This window comes from Hymenobacter psoromatis, from assembly GCA_001596155.1.
Classification (GTDB): domain Bacteria; phylum Bacteroidota; class Bacteroidia; order Cytophagales; family Hymenobacteraceae; genus Hymenobacter.
In genome coordinates, this window is the sequence record CP014771.1 from 4187106 (window position 1) to 4201207 (window position 14102).

Below are 14102 nucleotides of genomic sequence, written 5' to 3' on the forward strand. Positions count from 1 at the left end.
TTCCGTTATAGCTAAACCATTGCCATTCGGCAAGAAGCCCCCAAAAGTAGGCAACAACCGCCGAGGGTTGCGTGGAGGGGGTAGGGCTGACGCATAAAAACGTCTGTCATTGCGAGCGTAACGAAGTGAAGCGCGGCAATCTTTCCTGCTTGTTGGGCTGGTAACCCAAATAACAAGGAAAGATTGCCGCGCTTCACTTCGTTACGCTCGCAATGACAACTGAAGTTTTACAGCAGCGTGAGCCGATTGGTGCTCACGGCCTTGTCGTTCACCAGCAGCGAGCAGAAATACAGCCCGGCCGGCAAGCCGGTTACATCGAGGGGTAGGCCGCTGGCGGCGGTGGCAAGCGGCAGCGGCAACAGGCGCACCTCGCGGCCCAGCACATTGCTCAGGCGCAGCTTGTAGTCGGGCCCAACCTGGGCCGAAAGCTGCACCGTGAGCTGCCCGCGAGCCGGGTTCGGAAACAGGCTCAAGGTCGGGTTAAAGCCCTGGAGCGGCATGGGAGTCAGCACTGAGTGCAGGGCGCGGGTGCCACGCAACGCGGCATAAATATTTGTTTTAGTAATAGTAGCGACCGGCATCGCCACGTAGCTGCCCAGCATAGGCAGAGTCCAAGCGGTATGCGCGCTCTCGCCCATAGTGGGGTAGGCCTCCGAAGTCCAGCCCAGGTCAGAATGACCGCTGGTGTGCTGGCGCTGTGGCAGGAAAGCGAGGGAGCTGCCCGGTGTGCGCTGGGCGGCAAAAGCAGTGGCCCCAACGGCCGCCGGCAGCAAGGCCAGGGCGGCTAAAGCCAGTGATAAAATACGAGTAGCAAGGCGCATGGGGAGGAAAAGTAGGGGGCGCAGCCGCAAAGGCCGTGCAAGTTAGCAGAATATCCGCAGGTTACCTACAAATACAAGCGACGTGCCGAAGTATAAGTTTCTGAGAGTCTGAGTAAAGTCTGCCAAAGCAGCGCTTTACCGGACGAAAGGGGGGTAGGAGCGTGAGAAAATGCGGTACCTGGCGATAAATATATTTTTCGCTCTGGAAAGAAGCGCAAAAAAGAACGTCATTCCGAGCTTGCCGAGGAATCTCGCTCGCGTCGTTGAACGCGGCCCGAACGATTACGGGCAAGATTCCTCGGCAAGCTCGGAATGACGTTCTTTTTTGCGCTTCTTTCCAGAGCGAATACTATCAGCCAACCGTTACCGTACCCGCACCACGCCCGCGCCGCTCACCGAGCGGTACTCGCCGTTATACATGGCCTCGGCGCTGACCGGGCCGAGCTTGAAGGTGCCCTTGCTCACGGCGCGGGCCAGGTAGGCAAAGAGTTTGACCTGGGGCGTGGCGGTGGTGAAGATGTTGAGGCGGTCGTCGCGCACGTCGAGGTAGTCGGGTTGGGCTAGGTTGGCTAGCGCGGGCAGGTCGCGCTGCACGCCGAGGCGCGGGTTTTCGATTTCCAGGCCCGCGGGCAGCAGGTCGGTGATGGCTACGTTCTTGACCTCGCCGGCCGCGTCGCCGCTTTGCAGCGCGATGACGACCAGCACCAGGTCGTTTTGCTGGAAGGTGCTTTGCGACAAGGTTTTACCGTCGCGGGTGGCGAAGTAGCGGCGCACTTTCAGGTAGTGGTCCTCCTCGGGCACGCGGCCGGTGACGCTCACGCCCTGCGCCTGCCAGAAGTAGTAGAGCGCCCCCGCGCCGCTCGGCTGCACGCGCACGGTGCGGTTGGCCACGTTGTTCACCGTCAGGTCTTTGCCTGAGAATTTGCCGATTAGCTTGCCGTCAGCCAGCAGGTCGGCCACGGCCGTGCTGGCCTGGGCGCGGCGGGCTATTTTGCCCAATGCCAGCAGGGAGAAGGCCCGCTCCTGGGTGTTGAGGTAGGGCGCGTCGTGGACCTGGCGGCTCAGTTGCCGGGCCAGGGCGTTGACCTGCGGGTTGGTGGGGTCGGCGCTCAGCAAGGCATTGAGGGCCAGCGCTTCATCGCGGATGGGCGAGGCGAACGAGCCGCCCAGCTCCCGCTGCGCGCGCTCCGGGGTGAATTGCCGGGGTAGGGTTTCCTGGAACGCCCGCTGCTGGCCGCCCAGCGCGTAGGTGCAGGCCAGCAGGAAGCGCGCGTCGGGCGTGAGCAGCGGCCGGTTGGCCTTGTAGTAGTTCAGGGCCACGGCATCCTGGCGGCCGGCCAGGGCCAGCACGTAGAGCGAGTAGGCGATTTCGCGCGGGGCGATGACCCGCTCGCGGGCCAGGTTATTCGCGTCGAAATACTGGTACTTCTCCGTCTCGCGCTTCTTGAGGCGCAACTGCAAGTAAAGCAGCGTTTTATCTAAAATGCCCTGGTTCACGGCGAAGCCGGCTTGCTTGGCTTCGAGCAGAAAATGCGCGGCGTAGGCAGTGGCCCACCAGTTGTCGTAGTCGCCGCCCGGCCAGTAGCTGAGGCTGCCGTTGTAGAGCTGCATACTCTCGGTTTTGCGGATGGCCTCCTGCACGTTATAGTTCGGGTTGTAGCGCTGGGCCTTGGCCGCCGCGCCGGTTTGCTGCCGCAGCGTGGCCGCTAAATCGCCGAAATACAGCTGCGGAAACGCCGCCGACACGGTTTGCTCCAGGCAGCCGTAGGGATAATTGAGCAGATAATTCAGGCTGCCGGCAAACTGCGTGAGCGGCGAGCGGCTTAGCACCAGCTTGCTACGCAACGTGCTGGGTAGGAAGTCGGTCCGCAGATTGAGCGTGGCCGGCGCGGCGGCCGTGGCCTCCCCGCTGCCCGTGCGCGAAGCCAGCGGCGCGGCCGGGCGGACGGGGATTTCGGTAGTTTCGGTATTGATGATTTTCTCCGTTTCCTTGGACTTTACAAAAACAGTCACTTTGCCATTACCAATCTGTTGCAAGGCATTTATATGAAATGCTATCCTTTGCTCAGTATTTGGTTTGAGAGTAATTATGCGGACTACGGGTAGCACATCCTTGGTGCCGGGGGTAGCTGCTTCACGAGAATAAATAGGACCGCTGACTTCGTTGCCTACAATTACTTGCAGCGGCTTACCCGTCGTATTCGTCAGCGTCACCGGCACGTCAACTGTATCACCTGGCGACATAAACCGGGGTAGGGCGGTGCTGATAACCACCGGGTCGGCCACTTTCATCGTCTGCTCGGCGTTGGCAAAAGCGTCGTCTTTATAGGCCACGGCCATCACGCGCAGCGCCCCGCTGAACTGCGGCACCCGCACCCGGTAGCGCACCCGGCCGGCGGCATCGGCGGTGAGAATACCGCTCCACTTCGCCACCAGCTGCACGCGGCGGCTCGGCACGGGCGAGGTGCGGCGGGCCAGCTCGGCCGCGTCGCCGCCCGAACTACTCGTACTGCTGGTGCCCAGCTCGGGCAGCAAGAACGGATAGACATCGAAGGCACTCACTTCGAGCGCCCGCTTCTGGTAGAAGTAGCCGTAGGGGTCGGGCGTCTGGTAGTTTTTGCGCTGCAAAATGCCCTCGTCCACCACCGCCAGCGTCACCTGGGCGCGCGGAGCCGTGCGCACCTCAATGGTCTGGAAGGTTTGGGAGCGGCTGAGCGCGGCCACCGCCAGGGTGAGGGGTAGGTGGGTGCCGGGCTTCTCCACGGTCAGCGGCACGAAGCCCCGCGCCACGGTAAGGGGTAGGCCATTGTCGGTAATGGGCCGGATGGCGGTGGCCGTCACGTACACGTTGGGCACGTGCCCGGCGCGGATGGGCACGCTCACCCGCGCCGATTTCTGGTCGGTATCCACGTAAAAATGGTCGAACACGTGGTCGCGCTCCACCGTCACCAGCACCCGGCCGGCGAAGGGCGTTTTGAGCAGCAGCTGCGCCGTTTCGCCCGGCTCGTACTTCGGCTTGTCGGCCTCAATGGTCACCTGGCCCTCGGTGCTCACCTCGAAGGCGTTGCCGGCCGTGTCGCCGCTGCCGTAGGCGTAAAAGTGCGTCGCCACGTAGCTGGCCGCGCCCGGCCGGCTCACCCGCACCTCGTACTCGCCCGAGTAAGTAGGGGTGAAGCTGAAGCCCGTCCCTACCCCCACGTTCAGCGTCTGCGCGCTCAGCGTCTGCTCGCGCTGCTGCGAATTATAGACGTAGCGCCCGCCCTGGCGCTCCAGCACGGTTTCCCAGAGCAGCCGCACCACGCGCACCTGCGCCGCCGCCGTGGTGGGCCGCCCGCCCGGCGTGAGCGCCGCCAGCTTTATCGGCAGCGCCTGCCGCGTGCTCACCAATTCGGGCAGGTTCTGGATGCCAAACATCGCCGCCTGCGTTTGCACCGCGAAGGTGGCCAGGCGGTTCACCGGCCGGCCGGTTTCGTCAAAAATCGTGGCGAACGCTACCCCCTCCAACGTGCCCAGGTCGCGGGCATCGGGCAACTCGTAGGCGGCGGTGCCGCGCCCGGCGGCGTCGGTTTCGCCCTGCCGCACCTCCTTCTGGAAGCGCGCCGCGATGCCGGTCGGCGGCGTGCTGCCACCGTAATTAGTGCGCTGCGGCCGCTCGCCGGTGCTGAGGTCGAAGTTGTAATCGGGGTAATTCTTGGGCGAAAACTTCTTCTCTTTCAGCGAAAACTCGACCTCAAACTTGCGGCCGGCGGCCGGCGGGCCAAACAGGTTTTGGGCCAGAATATTCGCCGTCACGGTCTGGCCCGGCCCCAGCACGGCGGGCGCGGCGGTCACGGTCACCTTCAGCCGGTCGGGGATAAACTCTTCTACACTTATTGATTTCGAGCTGAGCAGCACGTCGTTGCCGGTCAATACTTCCAGCGAGTAGAGGCCCGTCATGGCCGTAGCCGGCAGGATAAAGCGCGAGGCGACCGCGCCGGCCGCGTTCAGCTTTTCGCCCAGGCTGGCGTATTCCTGGCCGGTGGGCAGCAGCAGGCGCACCTTCACGGGCAGGCCGGCGGGGGGCGTCGCCCAATCATCGGCGCGCACCACGGTATTCGTGTAAATGGTGTCGCCGGGCCGGTACAAATCGCGGTCGCCGTACAAAAATGCCTGGTAGTGCGCCGCGTTGCTGGTGAGCCCGCCCACCTCGAAGCGCGAGGTTTCCACCTGGCTGTTTTTCAGATTGATAAACGAAAAATCGCTGCCGCTGGTGGCCGTTACTAGGCCCAGTTTCAGCGGCGAACCCAGCACGCTGTCGAGCCGCGCCACGCCCTGGCCGTTGCTGGTGGCCGTGCCCATGAGCTGGTTATTGGTCGAGATGAAGCGTACCGTGGCCCCGCCCACCGGCCGCGCCGTGCGCAGCGAGTTTAGAAACACCACCGCGTTGCCGCCTACCCCTTGCTTGGCGATGAGTCCCAAATCGGTGAGCGCCACCAGCTTGTCCTGGCGCAGCCATTGGCGCTCGGTGTCCTGCACCCGCACCACGTACAGGCCCTTGAGCGGCGCGCTGAATTCCAGCTCTTTAAGACTGAGATTTAGCAAGCGCTGGCCATTCACTTTACTGAGGCCGGCCGTGGCGTAGCGCCGGGTAAAGAGCACGTCGCCCCGGTTTTCGAGGTCGTAGTAGCGGTAGCTGCGGTCCACGTACTCGCCGTTTTCATCGCGCCCGCCGCCTTCTTCGTCGTTGTCGTAGCCGTACTGCTTTTCGCCGCGCAGCAAATCCTGAATATTGCTGGCGTACACCTTCGCCACCGTCACCTGCACGTTTTCCACCTCGTTCAGCCGCAACGCTAGGTTACGGTTACCATTGGCCTGCAAGTACATGGCCTTGTCGGCGCTGGCAAACTCAATGCTCGGTTGGCTGTCGCCGAAGCTTACGGCCTGGTCAAATTTCTCGGTTAATTGCCCGCCCAACGCCCCGCGCACGCCGGGGTTCAGGGTTATTTGGTAGGTCTTGCCCACCTCGAAGCCGCCGCGCAGCAACAGTCCGCTTTCCAGCGCCTCGATTTCGTAGGGCACGGCGGGCGTCACCTTTAATAGGGGCTGAATGTCGGCCACCGACACGGGCTGGTTGGTGAGCAGCGTTACCACGGCTTTGCCGTCGAGCACCTGGCCGGTCAGCTCGCGCACTTGCAGGGTTTGCTGGTCGGGCACCGCGACCTCGGCCGTTAGCGGGGCGGTGGTGGCCTGGCTGCCGGCCAGCGCCTTCAGCCCCGCCGCTATCTCGAATTGCAGCGGCTGGTCGGGCTTGAGTTCCTGGTTGATGGTGAGGCCCAGCGTTTTATCGGGCTCGGCGGCGGTGAGCGTGAAGGCCACCGGCCTACCCCCCTGGCTGAGGCGCAGGCGCGGCCGCAGGTCCGCTGGCCGCACGGGGTAGTTGAACAGCACATTGGCGCGCATTTCGGCGGTGCCCGCCGCCCGGCTGCTGCGCCCGTAAAACACCTGCGCTCCGCCTAGCTGCAAAAACGGCGTGTGAAATTTCGCCCGGCTCAAGGTCAATTTTTGCTTGCCCGAAGGCAGCGTAGCCGGCCGCAGACTGGCTGAAAACGCGGTGCTCGGCCGAAACGGCTCCAGCGGCGAAAACACCAGCTCACGCCCGTCGTTCAGCCACTTAAACTTGCCCCGAATGGCCGGCTCAAACTGCACGTAGCGCGTGGTGTCCCAGCGCCCCGCCTGGCCGGCCGGCACCACCGGCTCGTCGAAGTTGAACACCAAATTCTGGTACGGGTCAATCTCCTCGCCGGCCGCCTGCGCGGCCGTATCCTGCTCCGTATCAGCTTTTTTAGAACAGGAAAACGCGGCGCATAAGCTCAGCAGCAAGAGCAGGGGTAGGGGGCGTAGGCGCATAGCGAAGGAAGAGAGTGAGCGGCGCGTGAAAGGTAGCTCACCGCCCACGCTAATGCACTATTTCCAAGCAGGCATTCATTGCTGGTAGGCAAAATGAGACTTGGCAGGCTAGCTCTACGGCCCGGCGCAGGGCCAGCTTATACTGGCGCTTGCGCAGGGTACGGGCCCGGTGGTTGGGCTTAAGACTTCCCAGGGGCTTTTCGGGGGGCGGTATGCTAAGTAGAAAGAGCTGATTAGCCATTCGCTCGCCCCCAAGTTGGGCCCAAAAAGCATCGTAGTCAAAGCAATTGCCCGCGCCCTGGCTCAGTTGCTCGGCCGTGCTGACGCCCACCGCGTACTGCACGCCCAGCGCGGCGGCCAGCCCATAAGCGGCATGCACGAGCAAAGCAGCCGGCGTAATGTCGAGTAGGGTTTTGGTGGCGTGTTTATAGAGGATGGGTAGGTGCGTGCCTTGCACTTGGCTAAAGAGCAGGGCTTGCCCCCCGCCAGCGCCTACCAGCTGGCCAGGAACAATCACAAACGACACTACTTGCGTATATACCTCATTGACCCGCAGGCTTAGCGATAGTTCACCTTCGAAACCCACCAGAGCGGGGTAGGAAAGCACAATGGTGAAGGTGTCAGCCCCGCGCTGTTCTTGCCAAAGGATAGGTTTAGACGCCACCAGCCCGAAAAAATCCGTGCCGACGGTAGCCATCAGAAAATCATAATGGTTGAGAATAGCGGCCAGCCGCTCGCGCCGCGAAAAGCTGGCCGCCGTGTAGCGCGACAAATACTTATGTGTAAAGCGCGGTTGCCGCTCCAACAGTTGCTCCAGATGCAGCGTAGCGGCTAATTGCTTGATACGCTGAAAGCCGCCATAATCCAGCATGGTTTGGAGGCTCCGTAACGAGTGCTTAATCGTCAGTAAGCCAGGCTGATTGAGAATGTGGCGCAAAATGGCCGGCAACTGCTCCACAAAAAGGAAGGAGGTAGGGAATATTGATAAAAGGCGAATGACTACCGCCGGCTAAAGATAGAGATTAGATGAATAATTTGGATTAAAAAAAGACACTCCTGCTACTAATTATTTTATAAATTTTTGATAATGAGAAAGTTACTCTTTTAGTGTTAGATTAACCTGGCACTTACGCAAAGCGTCTGTCATTGCGAGCGAAGCGCGGCAATCGCCCCAGAACGATATGCGCACGACTCGTTCGGGTGCGATTGCTTCGCTTTGCTCGCAATGACAAACGTCTTTTGCGTAAGTCCTATACCCTAGAGCGGTTCCCAAGTCGGCGTACAGCTTGGCTGGTGCGGGCTGCCAGCTTTTCGCCGGCTGTCCACTCTTCAAAAGAACGAGCGGCGCGAACGACAAGCGGATAGCCGGCGAAAAGCCGACAGCCCGTCCCGTACACCGCCTTGGGAACTGCTCTAAATCATCGGCTAAGTCAACCCCAGAATAGCTCGGCCTACCCCATGTAGCTTGGCGTCTGCTCAGGGGTTAGGCTCATCAGAGCAGGTTACTTTTGCCCTACAGTCGGCAAATAAATCATGCTTTCTCATCCCCACGAAGTCTTCCTCGAAGTGGCCCAGCGCCTGAGCTTCACCAAGGCCGGGCAGGCGCTATTTATCAGCCAGTCGGCGGTGAGTAAGCAAATAAAGGCGCTGGAAGAGCACTACCAAACCGGCCTCTTCGAGCGCCTCGGCGGCAGCGTGCAGCTGACCCCGGCCGGCCAGAAGTTATATCAAAAGCTTTTGCAAGCCAAGCAGTTGCAGCAGGAATTGCAGCAGGAGATGAGCGAGCTGAGCCCGGCTTTCGCGCCGGCCGTGCATCTGCTCATCGGGGCCAGCACCACTATTTCGCTCTACGTGCTGCCGCCCGTGGTGGCGGCCTACCTACGCCAGCACCCACAACACCAACTCAGCCTCAAAAACCGGAATAGTGATAATATTCTGAAAGCCCTGCTCGACCACGAAATCGAGCTGGGCATTATCGAAGGCATTCATAAAGTTAGCAACGTGACCTACACGCCGCTGCTCACCGATGCCGTGGTGGCGGTGTGCGCCGCCGACAACCCGCTGGCCGGCCGTGAGCTGGTAGTCAGCGACTTGCTGAGCGTGCCACTGGCCCTGCGCGAGGTGGGCTCCGGCACGCTGGCCGTGCTGGAAGAGGCGCTGGCGCGGCACCACATCCGGCTGGCCGCCCTACCCGTGCGGGTGCGCCTGGGCGGCACCGAGGCGCTGAAGAATTTCGTGCGGGTCGAGACGACTTGCCTGGCCTTCCTACCTCGCCAAGCAGTAGTGAAAGAGCTAGCCAGTGGCGAGTTAAGAGAAGTGATAATCAAAGATTTGCCTCTAAAAAGGCAGTTCAGCTTTATTCAGCGGCGGGGTACGGAAAACAACGGCCCTTACCGCGATTTTCTGCGCTTCACCCAGCGCTACTATTCCGGCAAGGAATAGGCTATGCGAAAATCCCATTTCGCAAAGGCATAGCAACTGGTGGTTGGCCACCGGACCTTTGCCACATGAACTCCGTCGCCACCCTACCCCTCTCGCGCATTCAAGCCTTGCACTGCGCCCAGTGCGGCGCTGAATACTCGGCTTTCCAGCTACAGGCTGTGTCGGCTTGCTGCCAGCAGCCACTCGTGGCCGCTTACGACCTGCATGAGCCGTTGAGCCGCAAGGCTGGTATCAACCTGGCCGACAGCTCGATGTGGCGCTATGGCGCGCTCTTACCCCTGCTCGATGAGGCCAACAAGGTAACCCTGGGCGAGGGCATGACGCCCCTGCTGGCCCTACCCCGGCTGGCAGCTCACTACGGCCTCAACAACTTGCTGCTCAAGGATGAAGGCCAGAACCCGACCGGCTCCTTCAAGGCGCGCGGCCTGAGCATGGCTATTTCCAAGGCCAAGGAGCTGGGCACCACCGGCTGCATCATCCCCACGGCCGGCAACGCGGGGGTGGCGATGGCCGCCTACTGCGCCCGCGGCGGCCTGGCCGCCACCGTAGTGATGCCGCGCCACACGCCGGAGGCATTCAAGGAAGAATGCTATTGGTACGGCGCGCGGGTGGAGCTGGTAGATGGCCTCATCAGCGACTGCGGAGCCCGCGTGCGCCAGCTCAACGCCGGCGGCGAATTGCTCGATATCTCGACCCTCAAGGAGCCCTACCGCCTCGAAGGCAAGAAAACGATGGGCTACGAAATCGCGGAGCAGCTCAACTGGCAGCTGCCCGACGTGCTGCTCTACCCCGCTGGCGGCGGCACCGGCCTCATCGGTATCTGGAAGGCGTTTCAGGAAATGAAAGCCCTGGGCTGGCTCGCGCCCGAAACCCAGCTGCCGCGCATGGTGGCTGTGCAGGCCGAAAACTGCTGCCCACTGCTCGAAACCTACCTCGGCCGCCAGCCCAACTGCCACAACTATCAGGGCCGCCCCACGCTGGCCAACGGCCTGGCCGTGCCGCACCCCCTGGGCGAGCCGCAGATGCTGCAAGTGCTCCGCGAGTCGCACGGCACGGTAGTGGCTGTCAGCGAGGAAGATATGCTGGAAGGGATGCGCGAGCTGGGCCGCCACGAGGGCCTGTTCGTGGCTCCTGAGGGCGCGGCCGTCTGGATGGCCGCCCGCCAATTGCTGGCCGCCGGCTGGCTGCGCGCCGACGAGCGCATCCTGCTTTTAAACACTGGCAATGGCCAGAAATACATGAGTAACGTGGCTGGGCGGGCGGGAGGGTAATTGCCCCCGACCTTTGCGCCATGCGCATTCTGCACGTTCTGTCCGCCAACTTTTTCGCTGGCTCGGTGGCCTACGCCGTGGCCCTGGCCGAGGCCCACCACCGTGAGGGTCATCAGGTGTGGCTGGCCTCCGACGCGGCAGTTTTACCCACGGTGGCGGCGCAGGTGCAGCTGCCCATCAGCCAGCGCAAATACGGCCAGCGACTGCGCAATATTCAGGCCCTGCGCCAATTGGTAACAACCCACCAAATTGACGTGGTGCACGCCCACTCGCGGGCCGCGAGCTGGGTTAGCTACTTCGCTCTCAAGGGCTTGCTGGTGCCGCTGGTAAGCACCGTGCACGGCCGCCAGCACCTGCATACATCTACTTCGCTGTTTGATATTTATGGCCAGAAGGTCATCGCCATCTGCGAAAACCTGGCCGAGCACCTACGGGAAGAGGTGCAGATGGACCCGGCCAAAATTGTAATGGTGCCGAATGGAGTGGCGTTCACGCCAACGATTACAGCGGAGTCCCGTGAGGTAAGCCGCCTGGCCTTCATCGGCCGCTTCAACGGCCCGAAAGGCGAGCGCGCCGCCGCGCTGCTCCAGCACGTTTTCCCGCCGCTGCTGGCGGAGTTTTCGCAGCTGCGCGTGGCCCTTATTGGGGGGGAAATGGAGCAGCTGCCCGCAGCCGGTAAAACGGCCCTCGCGCAGCTGCAAAGCCAATATGGCGAGCGGTTGGAAGTCATTGGCTTTACGGATGACGTGGCGGGCTGGCTCCTGAAAACCGACCTCGTTATTGGGGCCGGGCGGGTGGTGATGGAGGCCCTGGGCGCGGGCCGCGCCGTGCTGGCGCTGGGCGAGGCGCTGTACGTGGGGCCGGTTACGCTGGAAAACTACGCTGAGGCGGCTGCCTCCAACTTCGGCGACATCTCGGCTCGATTAGGGGGGGTAGGGAAATTTGACCCCGCGCCGGTGCTGGCTGATGCGCGGGCCTTTCTGGCGCGGCCGCACCGGGTAGCGCCGGCCCTGGCGGCGCAAGTGCGCCACGACTACGACCTGGCCCGCGTGGCGGCGCGGGTGCTAGGCGTGTACGAATCGGCGCGCATGGCGCGGGCCGTGCCAGAGTTTATTCCGGTGCTCATGTACCACAAAATTCCCGACGCGCCCATCGCCACCAAGCACCAGATTTTCGTCACGAAGGAAAATTTTGCGAAGCATCTGGCGTATTTCAAAAGCCACGCTATCACACCGATAACCTTCCGCGACTACCAGGATTTTGCCAGCGGCCGGCGGCCGCTGGCCGAGTTTCCCAAGCGGCCCATCGTGCTGACATTTGACGACGGCTACACCGATAACTACACCAACCTGCTGCCGCTCATGCAACAGTACGGCTACCGGGGCGTGCTCTACCTGCTCGGCGATTTTGAGGTGCGCCACAACCAGTGGGACCTCGCCGTGGACCCCACCGAGCCCCGTGCCGATATCATGAACGAAGCCCAGAAGCGCGCTTTCGTGGCCGCTGGCTGGGAAATCGGCGCGCACACCCAAACTCACCCGCGCCTGGCCGCCCTACCCCCCGCCGAAGCCGCCGCCGAAATCAGCCAGAGCAAAGCCGAATTGGAACGCCGGTTAGGAATTGAAATCCAGTCTTTTGCCTATCCCTACGGCGACTTTAGTCCCGAAACCAAGCGCCTCGTGGCCGAGGCCGGCTTTCGCTTCGCCGTGGCCACAGACAGCGGCGGCCTGCACCTGGAAGACGACCGTCTGCAAATCTTCCGCATCAATATGTTTCCGCACGAAACGGGGGGTAGCCTGTTCAAGAAAACCGCGCCCTGGTACCGCCGCTACTACCGCTGGAAACGGGGGAGGTAAGGCCGGGAATGATTCGTCAGGCGGCCACGTAGCCGGGTACGTCCGCCAGGCGATAGTACACGGGCAGGCCCCGCGCCAGGGCCAGGCGCACGTCTTCGTCGGCTCCGGCCGAGGCCCCTTTGAGGCGCAGTATGGCTTCGCAATGGGCCAGCAGCCGGTGGGCGGCGGGGTAGAGAATTTCCTCGTAGGCTGCATCGCCGGGCCGGGCCGAGCCCGCCAGCCGCAGCAGCGGCAGGGCCAGCCACTCGCCGATGACGGGCAGGTGGCCGGCGCGGAACAGGGGTAGGGCGGCGGCTTCGAGGCGAGCGAGGTTGGCCGCCATGCGGGCGGGGTCGTCGTGGGTGCCGCTGCGGTAGGGTCCGGCAATCAGAATGAGCATTTGGGAAATGACGTAAGTAGTTGAAAATAAGTTATTTTTCTAATTGCAGTAAGCGCAGGTGCTGCAAGAGAATAATCGTTTTGCCGTCCTGGATTTCGCCGCTCGCCACCATTGCCAGAGCTTGAGTTAATGGCAGTTCCAGCACCTCAATCTCCTCTTCGTCAATGCCGCCGCCAGCCCGCCGCTCGGTGGCGGCCGAATACTCGGCCAGGTAAAAAAACAGCCGCTCCGTTACCGAGCCGGGGCTCATGTAGGCTTCCAGCACGCGGCGCACGGCGGTGAGACGGTAGCCGGTTTCCTCCTGCGTTTCGCGCACGATGGCCGCGTCGGGGTGCTCCTGGTCGAGCAGGCCGGCGCAGGTTTCAATGAGCATTCCCGACGGATTACCGTTGACGAAGGTGGGTAGGCGAAACTGCCGGGTCAGGATAACCGTGTCGGCCGCCGGGTTGTGTAGCAGGATGGTGGCCCCATTGCCCCGGTCGTAGGCTTCGCGGGAGTGGGTTTCCCACGCGCCGTTTTTGCGTTGATAATCAAAAGTGATTTTGCGCAGGGTATACCAGTCATCGGCTAAAACTGTCTGTTCCCGCAGGCGAATTCGTTCGTTCATGCTTGAAAAATTGTTCGTTTGGGTTCTAATGAGTTTCTTTGTGTTCTTTTAACGCAAGGTAGGCTTTCCGCATGAATTTCCAACTCCGTAAGCACTACATTCTGACCACTTTGGAGCAGCAGCGCAGCCTGAGCGTGGCCGTCGTGGCCGCGCACCTGGGCACCACGCCCATCACCGTGCGCCGCGATTTGGCCGAGCTGGAAAGCCAGGGGCTAGTGGTGCGCACGCACGGCGGGGCCGTGCTGCCGAGCGTGGCCCGGCACCCGGTCGCCTTCGCCCGCAAAGCCGCCGTCAACCTGCCGCAGAAAGCGCACATCTGCCAGCTGGCTGCCCGGCAGGTGGCCGAGGGCGACACCATTTTTATGGACTGCGGCAGCACCACGTTTCCCTTGTGCGCCCTGATTCGGCATTTGCGCATCCGCGTGATTACCAATTCGCTACCTGTGCTGTTTGAGCTGGTCGGCTCGGCCGCGCAGGTGGTCATCGCCGGGGGCGAGGTGGATGCCGGGCGGCAGGCCGTGCACGGCGCGCTGGCCGCGGAGCACCTGCGCCGCTACACCTTCGACCAGGCTTTTCTGGGTGTCGATGGCCTGTCGCTGAGCCGGGGCCTGAGCGCCAACGGCGAGCCCGAAGCCAGTATCAGCCAAGCCGTGCTGGCCGGAGCCCGCCGCGCGTTCCTGCTCTGCGATTCCAGCAAGCTGGAGCAGGATAAGTACCTGCAATTTGCCCCGCTCAGCGCCATTCATACCCTCATCACCGATGCGCAGGCCGACCCGGCCATACTGGCCCGCTACGAAGAAGCCGGCCTGCGCGTCCTGCGCTGAGCGGCCACCAAACGTA

General features: G+C 62.4%; 9 protein-coding genes. 4 read left to right on the plus strand and 5 right to left on the minus strand.

Annotated elements, in window-relative coordinates:
- Positions 1–227 precede the first annotated feature (227 nt).
- The 3 genes from A0257_17875 to A0257_17885 form a co-directional block, all read right to left on the minus strand.
- On the minus strand, positions 228–821 hold the full coding sequence (locus A0257_17875) for a hypothetical protein (protein ID AMR28778.1): 594 nt from the start codon (positions 819–821) through the stop codon (positions 228–230).
- A gap of 363 nt (positions 822–1184) precedes the next feature.
- Positions 1185–6707 (minus strand): hypothetical protein, encoded by a 5523-nt coding sequence (locus A0257_17880; protein AMR28779.1) that lies wholly within the window; start codon positions 6705–6707, stop codon positions 1185–1187.
- 49 nt (positions 6708–6756) lie between these two features.
- A complete protein-coding gene (locus A0257_17885; GenBank protein ID AMR28780.1) occupies positions 6757–7665 on the minus strand; it encodes a hypothetical protein in 909 nt (302 codons plus the stop codon).
- Between the two features lie 575 nt (positions 7666–8240).
- Between A0257_17885 and A0257_17890 the strand changes: the two genes are divergently transcribed.
- The 3 genes from A0257_17890 (at position 8241) to A0257_17900 (ending at position 12276) form a co-directional block, all read left to right on the plus strand.
- Positions 8241–9149, plus strand: a complete 909-nt coding sequence (locus A0257_17890; protein ID AMR28781.1) for a LysR family transcriptional regulator — start codon at positions 8241–8243, stop codon at positions 9147–9149.
- Positions 9150–9214: 65 nt separating this feature from the next.
- Entirely contained in the window at positions 9215–10420 is a 1206-nt protein-coding gene (locus A0257_17895) for a threonine synthase (GenBank protein ID AMR28782.1), read from the plus strand.
- 20 nt (positions 10421–10440) lie between these two features.
- Positions 10441–12276: a hypothetical protein gene (locus tag A0257_17900; GenBank protein AMR28783.1), complete on the plus strand. Its 1836-nt coding sequence runs from the start codon at positions 10441–10443 to the stop codon at positions 12274–12276.
- A 16-nt stretch (positions 12277–12292) separates the two neighbouring features.
- Here A0257_17900 and A0257_17905 read toward each other — a convergent pair whose 3' ends face one another.
- Both A0257_17905 and A0257_17910 read right to left on the minus strand, forming a co-directional pair.
- Positions 12293–12655, minus strand: coding sequence for an NUDIX hydrolase (locus A0257_17905; protein AMR28784.1), 363 nt, complete (start codon positions 12653–12655; stop codon positions 12293–12295).
- Positions 12656–12686: 31 nt separating this feature from the next.
- Positions 12687–13262 (minus strand): GDP-mannose pyrophosphatase, encoded by a 576-nt coding sequence (locus A0257_17910; GenBank protein AMR28785.1) that lies wholly within the window; start codon positions 13260–13262, stop codon positions 12687–12689.
- A 71-nt stretch (positions 13263–13333) separates the two neighbouring features.
- Here A0257_17910 and A0257_17915 point away from each other — a divergent pair, with 71 nt between their 5' ends.
- Complete coding sequence (locus tag A0257_17915; protein AMR28786.1) at positions 13334–14086, plus strand: DeoR family transcriptional regulator; 753 nt, start codon at positions 13334–13336, stop codon at positions 14084–14086.
- Positions 14087–14102 lie beyond the last annotated feature (16 nt).